This is a genomic window from Pseudoalteromonas sp. SWYJZ12 (assembly GCF_015864395.1).
Lineage (GTDB): Bacteria > Pseudomonadota > Gammaproteobacteria > Enterobacterales > Alteromonadaceae > Pseudoalteromonas > Pseudoalteromonas arctica.
Genome location: NZ_JADYXH010000001.1, coordinates 139479 through 154767, shown reverse-complemented (window position 1 = coordinate 154767; position 15289 = coordinate 139479). Strand labels below are relative to the sequence as shown.

At 39.3% G+C, this 15289-nt stretch carries 9 protein-coding genes; 4 read left to right on the top strand and 5 right to left on the bottom strand.

The annotated features are described in order from the left end of the window. The first annotated feature begins 305 nt into the window (after positions 1–305). The 3 genes from I6F42_RS00645 (at position 306) to I6F42_RS00635 (ending at position 5024) form a co-directional block, all read left to right on the top strand. On the top strand, positions 306–2117 hold the full coding sequence (locus tag I6F42_RS00645) for a glycoside hydrolase family 3 protein (RefSeq protein ID WP_197149972.1): 1812 nt from the start codon (positions 306–308) through the stop codon (positions 2115–2117). A gap of 1 nt (position 2118) precedes the next feature. After that, positions 2119–2853, top strand: coding sequence for a 5-oxoprolinase subunit PxpA (locus tag I6F42_RS00640; protein ID WP_197149969.1), 735 nt, complete (start codon positions 2119–2121; stop codon positions 2851–2853). A 152-nt stretch (positions 2854–3005) separates the two neighbouring features. Then, complete coding sequence (locus I6F42_RS00635) at positions 3006–5024, top strand: S9 family peptidase (protein WP_197149967.1); 2019 nt, start codon at positions 3006–3008, stop codon at positions 5022–5024. A gap of 816 nt (positions 5025–5840) precedes the next feature. On the opposite strand, the gene I6F42_RS00630 is transcribed toward I6F42_RS00635, so the two are convergent. After that, entirely contained in the window at positions 5841–7442 is a 1602-nt protein-coding gene (locus tag I6F42_RS00630; protein WP_007583624.1) for an isocitrate lyase, read from the bottom strand. 403 nt (positions 7443–7845) lie between these two features. On the opposite strand from I6F42_RS00630, the gene I6F42_RS00625 reads away from it, so the two are divergent. Then, on the top strand, positions 7846–10035 hold the full coding sequence (locus tag I6F42_RS00625; protein ID WP_197149965.1) for a malate synthase G: 2190 nt from the start codon (positions 7846–7848) through the stop codon (positions 10033–10035). Positions 10036–10234: 199 nt separating this feature from the next. Here the strand turns inward: I6F42_RS00625 and I6F42_RS00620 are convergent, their stop codons facing one another. From I6F42_RS00620 to I6F42_RS00605, 4 genes are all read right to left on the bottom strand, one after another. Beyond that, the gene (locus I6F42_RS00620) at positions 10235–10960 is read right to left on the bottom strand and encodes a YebC/PmpR family DNA-binding transcriptional regulator (RefSeq protein WP_007583619.1); all 726 of its coding nucleotides are present in this window, start codon (positions 10958–10960) and stop codon (positions 10235–10237) included. Between the two features lie 133 nt (positions 10961–11093). After that, a complete protein-coding gene (locus tag I6F42_RS00615) occupies positions 11094–11711 on the bottom strand; it encodes an HAD family hydrolase (RefSeq protein WP_007583617.1) in 618 nt (205 codons plus the stop codon). A gap of 319 nt (positions 11712–12030) precedes the next feature. Continuing rightward, positions 12031–12525, bottom strand: coding sequence for a DUF6702 family protein (locus tag I6F42_RS00610; RefSeq protein ID WP_007583614.1), 495 nt, complete (start codon positions 12523–12525; stop codon positions 12031–12033). Further along, positions 12525–14972, bottom strand: a complete 2448-nt coding sequence (locus I6F42_RS00605; RefSeq protein WP_024592705.1) for a M1 family metallopeptidase — start codon at positions 14970–14972, stop codon at positions 12525–12527. The genes I6F42_RS00610 and I6F42_RS00605 overlap by 1 nt, the downstream gene beginning before the upstream one ends. Between the last annotated feature and the right edge of the window lie 317 nt (positions 14973–15289).

Genomic DNA, 15289 nt, shown 5'->3' with positions numbered 1-15289 from the left:
ACTATAGAACAAGTCATTTTTAAAGCTTCTACTTTGCATTTATAAAAACCACTATAATTATGTATCTATAACTTATAATGCTCAGGTTTGATTGACTTGAAATTATGTGCTTATGTATAAATAAGTTACTAATAAATATAAATCTTAAGCACCTATTAAATTAGTAAAAACACTTAGCGTATGGCTTTGCAGTTGCACTGAAAAGTAGTTAAGCTGCATAAACTTATCTATTTTATTTAGCCTTGGAGTGTGTTTTGCTAAATAAGTATATTGTACCGTCTATCGTTTTTTTATCTGGGTGTTTAATGCCATTACAATCCTCGCTTGCTAAACCCGTGCTTTCTCTTGAACAACAACTTGGGCAAAAGTTAATACTCGACTTTCGCTACTTTTGCCAGCAAGGAGCAAGTAATAAATGCCGAACTCCAATGACCGAGTTACCTAATGAGCTCGCTACCGCTATTGCTAAATACGATATTGGTGGAGTTATTTTATTTTCTGAAAACACTCAATCAATAGAACAAACAATTACGCTTAATAGCCAATTGCAAACAGCTGCAAGTAAGTCCAGTAGTAAGCTGCCTCTATTTATATCTATAGATCAAGAAGGCGGACGTGTAGCACGGTTACCACGCGATGTTGCTACATCATTTACCGGTAATATGTCGATTGGCGCAACCTACAAAAAACACGGTACGAGCTTTGCGACAAAAACAGCAACTGTTATAGCTAAAGAGCTAAATTCGCTGGGTATCAATGTAAATTACGCGCCCACGGTTGATGTAAACATGAACCCCGATAACCCCGTTATTAACGTACGTTCGTTTGGTGAAAACCCAGCATTAGTGAGTAAATTAGGCGCCGCACAGGTTGCAGGATTTGAGAACAACGGTGTTATTACCTCGTTAAAGCACTTTCCAGGCCACGGCGATACAAATGTAGATAGCCATACAGGTTTGCCTAAAGTAAACCATGCAAAAGAAGTTATTTACGAGCAAGACTTAGCACCGTTTAAGCACATTATCGCCAAGCAAAACCCAGGCATGATAATGACGGCGCATATTCAATACCCTGCCCTCGATAGCACAACGTTCATAAGTGTTAATGGCCAAACTATGATAAAACCGGCAACAATGTCGCGTGCAATAATTACTGATATTTTACGTGGTGAGCTTAATTACCAAGGTGTTGTAGTAACTGATGCGCTTGATATGGCTGGCATTAGTAACTTTTTCACACCAACTCAAGCGGTAATAAATACGTTTGCGGCTGGGGCTGACATTGCCCTAATGCCCGTTGAAATTAGAACGCCGGATGATTTAAACAAGCTCGATGACCTTATTAAAGAGCTTGTTGCAGCGGTTAAATCAAACCAACTTGACGAGCAAGAAGTAGCACAATCAGCGATGCGTATAATTACGCTTAAAAATAAATTTAGGTTAAGCACTAATTTTGACCCTATTACCGCGCTCATAAATGCAAAGCAAACAATCGGCAGTGCAGCACATCGCGAAATAGAAGCGCAGCTTGCTGTAGAGGCAATAACGCAGGTTAAAAATAATAACAGTACTTTGCCGCTTAATTTAAAAGCAGGAAGTAATGTTCATATTATTATGCCCGACACGCGTAAATGTATGGCAATGCAGCAAGCGATTGAAGCTATCAGCCAGCAAAAACTAAACTATAGCTGTAGCAGCCTACAAGGGTTTAACCCTGCACAAGCTAAAACACAAATACACGCTGCTGATGTAGTTATAGCCGGCAATGCAACGCCTAATCAAAGTGCGGTAGAAATTGGCGGTATGGATGATTTAAAAGACGATCCTAATTTTGCACTTAATAATGCAGAGCAACCAAAAGCACTTGAGTCATTATTAAATATGGCAAAAGAGGAAAACAAAAGCACTGTTTTTATAAGCCTGAGAGCCCCTTACGACATTGCTAAATTTGGCGATTATGCAAATGCTGTACTTGCATCTTACGCATATAATATTGATGTAGATAAAAACGATATTGTATCTGGTCCTGCTTTTACCGCACTTGCAAAAGTGTTATTAGGAGAAGCACCGGCTCACGGCGTATTACCTGTCACAATAAAACCGCAAAAGGCGCACTAATATGAAACTCAATTGTGATTTAGGCGAAAGCTTTGGCGCGTGGAAAATGGGGCTAGACGATGACGTTATGCCACATATTGATATGGCTAATATTGCGTGTGGGTTTCATGCAGGTGACGCCGACGTAATGGCAAACACTCTTGTACTTGCCAAGCAACATAACGTACAAATTGGTGCTCACCCAAGCTACCCAGATAAGCAAGGCTTTGGTAGGCGCTCAATGGCACTTAGCGAAAAAGAGCTTACAAACTGCCTACATTATCAAATAGCCGCTATTGAAGGCATGGCAAAAGTGCAAGGTTCAACACTTAGCTATGTTAAACCGCACGGCGCACTTTATAACGACATGATGGCTGATGAGCAAATATTACAAACCGTTATAAATGCAATTGCCAGCTACCCAACAGATTTAAAACTAATGGTTTTAGCGACTAAAAATGCCAATAAGCACATTAAAATAGCTAAAGATTCAGGAGTTGATCTAATACTCGAGGCATTTGCCGATAGACAGTACACCGACGACGGGCATTTAGTTTCACGAAAAATTGAGGGCAGCGTTCATAACAAAGCGGCATTACTAGAGCAAGTTACTCAGCTTTTATCTGATGGTAGCGTGACAACGCAAACTGGAAAAAAACTAACGCTCAATGCACATAGCTTATGTGTACATGGCGATAACGCCGATGGCATAGCACTTATAAAAGATATAAAAGCACTTTGTGAATCAGTAAATTAGGCTTTTATCACAATCCTTAATATAAGCTGTAAACCCCCTTTACAGCTTTAACTCATAGAGTTAAATAAGAGCTTCATCGCATCCTACTGTTAATTTAATAATCCCTAACATATAACTACTTAGCAAATTAAAAAATAACAACAGGGATAAAAATGAAAAAGCTTTTAACACTTAGCCTCGTTTTAGGTTGTAGCAATTTAGCCTACGCTGAAACAAATACTCTACAGCTGCAAGATGTGTTTAATTTAGAATATGCGAATCAGATAGATATAACCGAAGACGGTAAAACCGTTTACTTTGTGCGTAATCGTATGGATATAAAAACAGATCGCAAAGTAGGTAACATTTGGTCTGTTGATTACAAAACCAAACAAATGCAGCCGCTAACCTCTGGCGTGCATATGGATTATTCGCCAGTACTCTCTCCTGATGGTCAACGTATTGCGTTTATATCAACTCGCGATGGTAGCAGCCAAATATATATAAAATGGCTTAAAACAGGTGCTATGGCAAAAATTAGTAACTTAACGAGTAGCCCACGAGCGATTACATGGAGCCCTGATTCTAACCAATTAATATTTAGCATGTTTGTTCCAAGTGCTACTTCAGCACCAGTGAGCTTGCCAGGCAAACCAAAAGGTGCCACATGGGCAGAGCCTGCTAAATTTATTGATGATGTTTACTACCGTTCAGATGGTGGCGGTTACACACAAAAGGGCTTTAGCCAATTATTTTCGATTGATGCTAATGGTGGCAATGCCACACAACTAACTAATGATGAATTTGATAATGCAGGCGATGTAAGTTTTAGCAACGATGGTAAATCGCTTTATTTTTCTGCAAACAGGCACACAAACAACCAGCTAAAACCCACAAACAGTGAAATCTATCAGCTCGAGTTAGCCACACAAAATATAACTAAAGTTACAGACCGAAACGGACCTGACGAACAACCTAAAGTATCTCCCGATGGTCGTTACTTAGCTTACACAGGTTACGATGATAAACGCACTAACTACGAAAACACTCAGCTTTATATTCGTGATTTAAAAACAGGCAACACAACAAGTTTAACGCCTAGTTTTGACCGTAGCGTAGGACAAATAAAATGGAGTGCAAACTCAAAAGGCGTGTACTTTAGCTACGCAGATAAAGGGCAAACCGCCCTTGCGTATCAACCACGCAGTGGTAAACGTAAAATAATAACGAAGCAAATTGGCAGTGTTGCCTTTGGTCGTCCTTATTCTGGTGGCGACTTTGATGTAAGCGAAGATGGCGAAGTAGCCTTTACCCTTGCCGATACTCAGCGCCCTGCTGATATAGCAACAATTAAACGCGGTAAAACGCAACGCTTAACTACGCTTAATAAAGATGCACTAGGTAGTAAGCAACTCGCCAAAGTTGAAGAAATATGGATTAAATCAAGCCATGATGAGCTACCTATTCAAGGTTGGATTGCCTACCCGCCAAAATTTGATAGCAGTAAAAAATACCCGCTAATACTAGAAATACATGGCGGTCCAGTAGCTAATTACGGTCCACACTTTAGCGCTGAAATTCAGCTGTTTGCAGCCAAAGGAAATGTGGTTTTATACATGAACCCACGTGGCAGTGATTCATACGGTAAAGAGTTTGCACAAACTATTCATCATAATTATCCAAGTAACGATTTTGATGACTTAATGACAGGCGTTGATGCGCTAATAGCGAAAGGTTTTATTGATGAGTCTAAATTGTTTGTAACCGGTGGCTCTGGCGGCGGTGTATTAACAGCTTGGATTGTAGGTCATACCGATCGCTTTGCTGCAGCTGTTGTTGCTAAACCTGTTATTAATTGGATCAGCTTTGTACTAACTGCCGATTTTTACCCGTTTTTTGCTGATTACTGGTTTCCGGGTAAACCGTGGGATCACATCGAGCATTACATGAAGCGCTCGCCTATTAGTTATGTTGGAAACGTTAAAACTCCTACTATGTTGCTCACTGGCGAATCTGACTACCGTACACCAATATCAGAAACTGAGCAGTTTTATCAGGCATTAAAACTACAAGGCGTTGATACTGCAATGGTGCGCATTCCTAATGCATCGCATGGTATTACAGCTCGCCCATCAAACTTAATGACTAAAGTAGCTTATATTCAATGGTGGTTTGATAAACACACTAAATAAACTCTGGGTAATAAATTTATAGCTCAAATAAAAGCCACTTTAAATAAGTGGCTTTTGTATTTACCGCCTTAGTATTCAAACTGTAAACCCCCTTTACACTTCTGTGACAGTTAAATATCGGACTTAGCTAAAACTTCAGTTAGTAAAATTTCGGTTTATAGCATTTTTTGTAACTTGAGTTGGTAAAAAATCGGTTTGAGTCACTGTTTATAGCCTATCAGTTAGTAAAATTTTGTTTTATAGCACAGAGAAGTTAGTAAAAAATCGGTTTATAAATTCGCTAAGTTTGCCTATTAAAGCAAAAATCAGTCACTTACCTGCCTTTTAAAGTTGTTGTAAACGTTTTTTACAGCAAAATCACCCCAAATATGCTGTTTTATGAAAGGTTAGTTAAACTCTGATCTGTAAATTCACTCAGGTAGTTAAATAGTGATCCAACATGATTTGGCAAAGGCGTGTTGAACTTTGGTGGGTTAATTTGCAGCAGTATGTTTGGTTTTTAGGCAAGGCGGAGCTTATGTAGTGTGGTTATTCCCCATGAATAGGCGATAACGTAGCATAAATACCAAACATGCGCTGCCCTTTGGGTTCTTTCTAGGGACGATAAACTCTTTGTTGCTCGGTTTTTACTTAGCCCACTAGGTTACAAACCTCGCGCCGCGATTTAATCGCCCCTAGATTGAACAAATTTCAATCCACAAAGATCAACACGCCCTAGTTAAAGTCTGATCTGTAATTATGCTTCAATGTTCTAATTTTACTTAAAGCAATAAAAAAGGGCCTATTGGCCCTTGAGTAACACTATCTAGTTAGAAATTAAAACTGGTTCATGGTGTTGTCTTCACCACCGGCTTTTAGCGCGTTATCACCAGAGAAGTATTCTTTGTGTGTATCGCCCATGTTAGACCCTGCTAGGTCTTGGTGCTTAACAGAAGCTTGCTCACGGCGAATTTCTTGGCGTTGTACATCACGTACATAAGCCAGCATACCCATATCGCCAAAATAACCTTCTGATAAAATATCAGTGCTCAGCGCAGCTGTATGGTACGTAGGCAGAGTAATTAAGTGATGGAAAATACCTGCTTCACGTGCGCCATCGCGCTGGAAGTTTTGCACTAGTAAATCGGCTGCTTGTGCAAGCTCTGTTGCATCCATTTCTGGTGCCATAAGGCCTTTATTGTCGCCAAGGCTTGGGTAAGCACTAAGGTCACGGCCTGCTTCTTCCCACTCTTGATACACTTGCTCACGAAACTTAAGCGTCCAGTTAAACGAAGGCGAGTTGTTGTATACCAGTTTTGCATTTGGCACGTGTTCTTTTACACGATTTACCAGTTCTGCAATTTGCTTAACATGAGGTTTTTCTGTTTCAATCCACAGTAAATCAGCGCCCGACTGCAAGCTCGTAATACAATCTAGTACTACGCGGTCTTTTTCAGTGCCTTCGCGAAATTGAAATAAACCGTTATCTAGGCGAGTTGGTTTACATAACTGGCCATTAATTTTCATTGCTGTGTCGCCTTCATTTAAGTCATCAACACCGTTAATTGGCGTCGTTTCTAAAAATGCATTGTATTGGCTTGCTAAGTCACCTGGTGTTTGCGACACAGGTACTTTTTGAGTAAGGCTTGCACCTAATGAATCTGTACGTGCCACAATAATACCGTTATCAATACCAAGTTCTAAAAAGGCGTAACGTACTGCGTTAATCTTTGCTAAAAAGTCTTCGTGTGGAACGGTCACTTTACCCGCTTGGTGACCACATTGTTTGGCGTCAGATACTTGGTTTTCTATTTGAATGGCACACGCACCGGCTTCAATCATTTTTTTAGCCAGTAAGTAAGTTGCTTCTTCGTTACCAAAACCTGCGTCAATATCAGCAATAATTGGCACAACATGAGTTTCAAAGTTGTCTATTTTATCAATAACAGCTTGAACATCGCCGCCATTCGCTTTTGCTGCATCTAGATCGTTAAACAAGTGGTCTAGTTCACGTGCATCAGCTTGCTTTAAAAATGTGTAAATTTCTTCAATTAATGCAGGTACCGATGTTTTTTCGTGCATGCTTTGATCTGGCAGCGGACCAAATGCAGAGCGAAGTGCTGCAACCATCCAGCCACTTAAGTATACATAGCTGCGTTTAGTTGTTTTTTGATGGCGCTTAATAGCCATCATCATTTGTTGGGCAGTAAAGCCATGCCAACACCCTAAAGATTGGGTGTACAGGCTTGTGTCGGCGTCATATGCAGCCATATCTTCACGCATAACGTCTGCTGTGTATTGCGCAATTTCAATCCCTGTACGAAAACGGTTTTGTAAACGCATACGGCTTGCGTATTCAGGGTTAATAGCTTTCCATGCGCTGCCTTGTGATTGGCAAAGAGTAGAGAGTGTGTCTGTTTCGCGTTGATATGTTGTCATAATAAAATCCTTCGAACGAGTGTGTAATACCAACCTGCATAAATCTTTGATCAATTTAACGAATTAAATTGCACTATAACGTCGTTAAAAATTTTTTATTTAGAATAACTAGATACAAAAATTTTTGCCTAGCTCTAGCGTAATTTTCTTAACGTTAAATAGACCCCATATATAAGCAGATTGGTATAAATTATTTTAATGTTGTGAGAGTGGCTAGGAGTGTGTGCTCCGTTTCGCTTGATTCAACATTAGGCTCCTTTTCTAAATTTAGTAAATTTATAGTTGTTATTGTGGCTATACATTTTGTGAATGGCTAAAAAGCACTCAACATTGCCTTTTTGAGTTATTGTTGCCTTAACGCACAAGCACACAACAACATCGCGACCGTTTAAGGAAGGCAATTATGTCCCACACTCTCACACATTCAGGACTCAGCGTAGACACACAACTCGCTGATTTTGTTAAAAATCAATTACTACCAGGCACTCACTTAAGTGAGCATCAATTTTGGCAAAGCTTTGCACATATCGTTCAAACACTTACCCCTACAAATAAGGCACTGCTTGAAAAACGAGAATTGCTTCAACAGCAAATAGATGACTACCATCTTGCTAATAAAACGTGGGATAGCGTTAAGTACCATGCCTTTTTGCAAGATATTGGCTATTTAGTTAAAGAGCCTACAAACTTTGAAATTGAAACCCAAAATGTAGAACCCGAAGTAGCCCTTACAGCAGGCCCTCAGTTGGTTGTGCCTGTAAGTAACGCACGCTTTGCACTTAATGCCGCTAACGCACGTTGGGGTTCGTTATACGACGCTTTATACGGTACAGATGTGTTAAGCGAAGACGATGGAGCCGAAAAAGGCAATACCTACAATCCTGTTCGTGGTTTTAAGGTAATGGCCTACGCTCGCCAGTTTTTAGATAAAGCATTGCCGCTCACTAATGGCTCGCATATAGAAAGCACTAATTATTCAGTAGTAGATGGCGCACTTTTAATTACGTTACGTGATAGCTCTCAAACCACATTAGCTGACCCATCTCAGCTTATTGGCTATCAAGGTGAAGCACAAAACCCAACCGTAGTGTTATTAAAAAACAATGATTTACACATAGAGCTCCATATCGATCACCACCACATTATTGGCCAAGCAGATAAAGCAGGCTTAAAAGATGTAGTGTTAGAGGCCGCGCTTACCACCATTATGGATTGTGAAGATTCAGTAGCTGCGGTAGATGCAGAAGATAAAGTACAAGTTTATAAAAATTGGCTTGGGTTGATGCAAGGTAACTTAGTTGAATCGTTTAAAAAAGGCGATAAAACTGTAGAGCGCACTCTGCAAAGTGATAAAACATACACCGCACTCGATGGCGGCACCGTTACTTTAAAAGGCCGTAGCATGATGTTTGTAAGAAACGTTGGCCATTTAATGACGAATCCTGCGATTACCGATGTGTACAATCAACCGGTATTTGAAGGCATTATGGATGCGATGTTTACTGCCACCGCTGCCCTGCACGACCTAAATAAAAAAACAGGTATAAAAAATTCAAGCGCGCAAAGTATTAATATAGTAAAACCAAAAATGCATGGCCCTGAAGAGGTAGCGTTTACTAACACTTTATTTAGCTTAGTAGAGGAAGCGCTAAGCTTACCTAAAAACACGCTTAAAATGGGTATTATGGATGAAGAACGCCGTACTTCTGTAAACCTAAAAGCCTGTATTTATGCAGCCAAAGAGCGTGTTGTATTTATAAATACTGGATTTTTAGACAGAACAGGCGATGAAATTCATACCTCTATGCAAGCGGGTGTTGTACTTCCAAAAGCACAGATTAAGCAGCAACCATGGATACAAGCTTATGAGGATCGCAACGTCGATATTGGCCTTGCTTGTGGCTTAAGTCATAAAGCACAAATAGGTAAAGGCATGTGGCCAATGCCAGATAAAATGGCATTAATGATGGAGCAAAAACAAGCTCACCCTAAATCAGGCGCTAATACAGCATGGGTGCCCTCCCCTACAGCCGCTACCCTACATGCAATGCATTATCACGATATAAACGTATTTACTGAGCAGCAAAGTATAGCTAAACGTACTATTGCGAGCCTTAATGATCTGCTTACACCGCCGCTAATGACAGACCCTAAAACGCTTTCAAAAGAAGATATTCAAAGCGAGCTTGAAAACAACGCACAAGGCATTTTAGGTTACGTTGTACGTTGGATTGATCAAGGCGTTGGCTGCTCAAAAGTACCCGACATTAACCATATCGGGCTAATGGAAGACAGAGCAACACTGCGTATTTCAAGCCAGCATATGGCTAATTGGTTGCTAAATGGCGTGTGCTCAAAGGCGCAAATAAAATCAACAATGGCTAAAATGGCCAAAGTGGTTGATGGTCAAAACGAGCACGACACTGCGTATACACCCATGGCAATAAACGAAGAAACCCTTAATAACAGCATTGCGTTTCAAGCTGCACTTGCACTGGTTTTGGAGGGTGTAACACAACCTAGTGGTTACACTGAACCACTGCTACATAGCTACCGTATAAAATATAAAGCACAAAAAACGAATACGCTTTAACCGCTTAAGCAAAGTTCAGATTAAGTGCTAAACCAGCTTTTAAGCTGGTTTTTTATCGCCTAAAATTAGAATAACATCACTTTTAATGCATTTTAAAGGTATATAGATAATACACATGAATATCTAACATTTATTCAAACGTAAAAAAGCGTGTTTTGCATACACAAAACACGCTTTTTAAAGCTTTAGCTAATTAAATCTAATTTTTTACAATGGCATTGTGATAAATATTTTGTACATCGTCACAATCTTCAAGCATATTTATAAACTTATCAAAGTTAGCAATAACTTCTTCGTCTTCAATTTCAATATTAACTTGAGGAATAAACGTAATTTCGTCTACTTCAAAGTTAATGCCTTCAAATGCGTCTTCAAGGGCGGTTTTAGCTTTAAAGTATTCTGTTGGCGGTGCAAATACCGATATTTTACCGTCCTCGGCTTCAACATCGCTAACATCAACATCAGCCATCATTAATGCTTCTAATACTATTTCGTCGTCATCACCCGCAAAGCCAAGTACCGCATAATGATCAAACATATGTGCTACGCAGCCAGGAGTACCAATTTTTGAGTCTGTTTTAGTAAACGGTAAGCGTACATCTTTAATTGTACGGTTCGGATTGTCAGTTAAACAGTCAACTATAACCATGCAATTACCAGGACCATAGCCTTCGTAACGGGCAACAGAGTAATCTTCCCCTGCGCCACCGGCTGCTTTTTCAATTGCTTTTTCAATAACGTGCGCGGGTACTTGGTCTTTTTTAGCTTTTTCGATTAGACGGCGTAGTGTTTGATTTACTTCGGGATCGGGATCGCCACTTTTTGCTGCAACGTAAATCTCTTTACCATACTTTGAGTTTACTTTTGTTTTTGCATTAGCTGTTTTGATCATAGAACTTTGACGAACTACAAATGCTCTGCCCATTTTGTGCCCCTAATGAATACGTTACGTTTTGCGGTATTTTACCAATTCAAAACGTATTGGGCTAGGAACAAACGTTATTTTGTAATTTAAATAACGTAGCACTTATTCTTAAATAAATTTAATAGTACGCTATTTAACATAACTCTATTTTTTCAGAATAACTCTCAACTAATGTCACTAATTCAACAAAGTCATGTAAAACGTAATCTGCCTGATCGGCATAAGCAGGCGTTGACTCTGGAGCGTATAAACACGCGCGCATATTTGCATTGTGCGCAGCTTGAATGTCGTAAAGGTAATCGCCTACATAAAGTAAATTTCTGGCGTTAATGTTCCAAAGTGTAGCAATGGCATTTAAAGCGCTGGGATCTGGCTTTGCTGGGGCATCGCTTCGCGTTAAAACTGTGCTGATAGGGAGTGGATTATTTTGTAATTTAATTGCCGCTGCTTTATCAAAATTGCGAGTAACAATCGCCATCGGAATATTTTTAGACTTTAAAGCATGAATAGCTTCACTCACACCAGGTAATATACTGGCATGTTGTGCATCTATTAATTCGTGTTGGTGAACTATATTCATTGCCTCTTCACGCATATACGGTGAGGGCAACTGAGCAATGTAATCAAGTAAGTCTTGCTCGCAAGGGCAACCTATTTGGGCCTTTATTAATGCAAAATCTAATTCTGATGAAACCAATGTTCCATCTAAATCAAAAATCACTCCAAAAATAGCCTCAACCTGAGTAGTCATATCATTCCCTGAATTTAGTTATTACTAAATGAAATTTAAACATAAAATTCTCTACTGCTTATGCCCTAGGCCGGTAAATACAAAGGGATAAATGAAACTAACTATATTTAAATATTAATACGCACCATTATCAATCTATTGATAACAAAGTAATTTAAGTGCTTGATATATCATGCGCAAAAAAAGGTAAATATACAAATTGAACTCACAAATTTTACGTAAATTTACAAATAACAGATCAAACATGAACGCAGTTTAAACGCATGAAGAAAACGCGCACATAAACAACTGTGCGCGTCGGTTGGGGAAGTTTTAAATATTAATTTTGCTCAAAGCGGGCTTCGAGCCAAGTATCATCTTGAGCAAAGTTTAAAGTTTTAATCTTACCTTTGCCCTCAACGTTTACCATATTTACCTGAGATGGCCATAAATCACGAAGTGCGCCATTACTCATTTTAATTCCTTCAATGTTTTCAGGAATTGGTGCTTCTTGGTAAACCCAAAAAAACTTACCATCAACTTGTGCTCCCACAAAGTTAAGTGGTAAAGGTTCACCACTTAACGTTTGTAGAGCAACATGCGATTCAACATACTTAGCAAAACGTTGTTGGTCGGCTTTATTACTAATAATATCAATTTTGCCTTTAAACAATGTTCCTACGGCGTGTTCGGTATCATGTAAATAAAAGCGATGCATTAATTCAACATTATGCGTTCGTTTATTAAAAAGCACGGTTGTAACTGACGATTTTAGTTGATGCGCCATACTTGGCGCAGCAACTAAAAGGCAAACAATAATAAGCAAAAAGCGCATTATTGCTGCTCCTCACCGTCATCCTTTTCGTCTTTCTTCTCATCAGTTTTAAGCTCAGTTTTAATATCTTGCATGATATCGCGACTTACTTTAGCTTTACTCTTTTCCTTTTTAAACACTTCAATACGTGAAGGAATAATACGACGAGGGTAGTTATTGTTTTCAACATCTACGTCAGCTGTTTCCCAGCCTGGGTCAACAGTAACTGATACAAGCGGTTTGTTTTTATCGGTAACAATCAGCTTTTGAACGTTTTTATAATTACGACGCCAAATTTCAGCAGGAATATAGCGCTCTTCTTTAGTGCCATCTTCATATGTTAGCTCTAATAAAATAGGCATTACCAAACCACCAAGGTTTGAAAATTCCATAACGTAATAGTTTTTATCTTCTTCTAAAGCACGCTCAAGCGTTTTACGCTCCCACGGCTCTAAGCCTTTTAAAAACTTATTGTACGAGTTACGTTCTTTATTGGTTACAGTAAAACGGTCGTTTTCGTCATAAAAATCGGTAACATCAGAGTTTTTCTCAACCCATGTTTTTTTACCTTGTGCGCGGTTACGCTCAACAAATAATGAAGTAGGTTTGTCTGCTTCAATATCACGTAAACGGCTGTAATCAATATCAGGGTTTTTAGTGTCTAAACGTAGTTGATATACTTTATCTAAAGAGATATCTACATGGTCTGTGGTGTAAAACCAGCCACGCCAAAACCAATCTAAATCAACACCAGAGGCTTCTTCCATTGTACGGAAAAAATCAGCTGGAGTAGGGCGCTTGTATTTCCAGCGCTGAGCATACTCTTTAAATGCGAAGTCGAATAAGTCACGGCCTAAAATTACTTCACGTAAAATATTAAGGGCTGCTGCAGGTTTAGTATAAGCATTAGGACCTAAGCGTAATACACTGTCTGACTGAGTCATAACAGGTACTTGGTTTTCAGACTTCATGTAGCTCACTATATCGCGAGGCTCAACACCCCAAGGAATAGTAGGATCCCATTCACGACCAGCAACGCCATCTAAAAAGCTATTTAAGCCTTCATCCATCCACGTCCATTGGCGCTCATCTGAGTTAACAATCATTGGAAAGTAAATATGACCCACTTCATGAATAACTACGCCAAGTAAAAAGCGCTTTTCAGCTTGAGAATAAGTACGTGTACCATCATCTTGTAACTTAGTACGCGGGCCGTTAAAGGTAATCATTGGGTATTCCATACCGCCAACAGGGCCATTTACCGATTGCGCAGTTGGGTATGGGTAGTCAAAAGAATACTTAGAGTACACTTCCATTGTGTGTACTACCGCTTCAGTTGAGTACTTCTCCCATAAGTCACCACCTTCTTTAGGGAAGAACGACATTGCCATAACTAAAGGCTGAACGTCACCACCTTGCTGATAACCCTTTGCATCCCACATAAACTTACGAGACGACGCCCAAGCAAAGTCACGTACGTTTTGCGCTTTAAAGTGCCACGTTTTAGTTTTGTCGGTGCCTTCTTTTTCGTTTTCTAGCGCTTCTTCTGCGTTAACAATAAACACAGGACGCTTAGATGTTTCGGCTTGCTTTAAACGTTTACGCTGAGTACTTGTAAGTACTTTGCTCGCGTTATCAAGTTTACCTGTTGCCGATACAATGTGATCTGCCGGAACAGTAATCTCAACATCGTAATCACCAAACTCAAGCGTAAACTCACCAGAGCCTAAAAACGGTTTGTTTGTCCATGCTTCGTAATCGGTATAAGCCGCTAAACGAGGAAACCACTGAGCAATTAAGAATATGTCGTTGCCGTCTTCTTCAAAGTGCTCGTAACCAGAACGTGCACCCACTGCATCTTCTTCAACAATGTTGAAGGCAAAGTTCATGCTAAATTCTACTTCTTTACCTGGTTTTAATGGCTCGTTTAAATCGATGCGCATTAAGGTATCAACTACAGTTACGCGTAGCTCTTTACCATCGTCATCTTTTACGCCACTGATTGTATAACCCAGTTCGTTGTCGCTCATAAATTGCTGGCGACGTAATTCACCTAAACTTAATTTAGCGGGCTTTTGAGCTGGTAGGCTTTCTAAAGTGCTTTTAAATGTTTTTGTTGTTTCGGCAATAGAGTCACTTTTAAAAATATTTTGATCTAACTGTAACCATAAATATTTAAGCGTATGTGGTGAGTTATTTTTATATTCAATGCTTTGGCTACCGGTAATGCGGTGCTTTTTTTCATCTAGCTTCACATCAATATCGTAATTTACACGTTGCTGCCAGTATTTTTCACCTGGTTCGCCAGCGGCACTACGATAAACATTGGGTGTAGGAAGTGCTTCGTCTAATTGACGAAATTTATCAACAAAAGAACCTTTTGTTTGCTCAACCGAAGACGCCATAGCTGCACTCGATATTGCGAACGGCAATACAAAAGCACTTAGCGTAAGACCTATTTTTTTCATTGTTAGTCCTAATATAATTTTGTGAGCGTACTTTGACAAATATACCAGTTAGCTTCAATAAATTAGCGACCAAGTACCGTATTTTTAGGGTGATGTTCACTTAGTTTTTTAGATTGGAAAATACAATTATTTTGTAACAAAATACGAATAGATAAAAACTGTAAAGGGGGTTTACAAAATTGGGTTTTAATAATGGTTTTGATCGGTTAAACACAAAGTCCCAGAACTTAAAAAAATATCATTCACTTTATATATATTGCTAAAAAAGTATTGCTTTGGCATTACCAGGTAAACCATTAATCCTACGTATAAGTATT

Excerpts from the sequence above, each read along its gene's own strand:
- I6F42_RS00635 (WP_197149967.1), top strand. The coding sequence starts at position 3,006 with ATGAAAAAGCTTTTAACACTTAGCCTCGTTTTAGGTTGTAGCAATTTA.
- I6F42_RS00615 (WP_007583617.1), bottom strand. The coding sequence starts at position 11,711 with ATGACTACTCAGGTTGAGGCTATTTTTGGAGTGATTTTTGATTTAGAT.
- I6F42_RS00645 (WP_197149972.1), top strand. The coding sequence starts at position 306 with ATGCCATTACAATCCTCGCTTGCTAAACCCGTGCTTTCTCTTGAACAA.
- I6F42_RS00630 (WP_007583624.1), bottom strand. The coding sequence starts at position 7,442 with ATGACAACATATCAACGCGAAACAGACACACTCTCTACTCTTTGCCAA.
- I6F42_RS00605 (WP_024592705.1), bottom strand. The coding sequence starts at position 14,972 with ATGAAAAAAATAGGTCTTACGCTAAGTGCTTTTGTATTGCCGTTCGCA.
- I6F42_RS00610 (WP_007583614.1), bottom strand. The coding sequence starts at position 12,525 with ATGCGCTTTTTGCTTATTATTGTTTGCCTTTTAGTTGCTGCGCCAAGT.
- I6F42_RS00625 (WP_197149965.1), top strand. The coding sequence starts at position 7,846 with ATGTCCCACACTCTCACACATTCAGGACTCAGCGTAGACACACAACTC.
- I6F42_RS00640 (WP_197149969.1), top strand. The coding sequence starts at position 2,119 with ATGAAACTCAATTGTGATTTAGGCGAAAGCTTTGGCGCGTGGAAAATG.
- I6F42_RS00620 (WP_007583619.1), bottom strand. The coding sequence starts at position 10,960 with ATGGGCAGAGCATTTGTAGTTCGTCAAAGTTCTATGATCAAAACAGCT.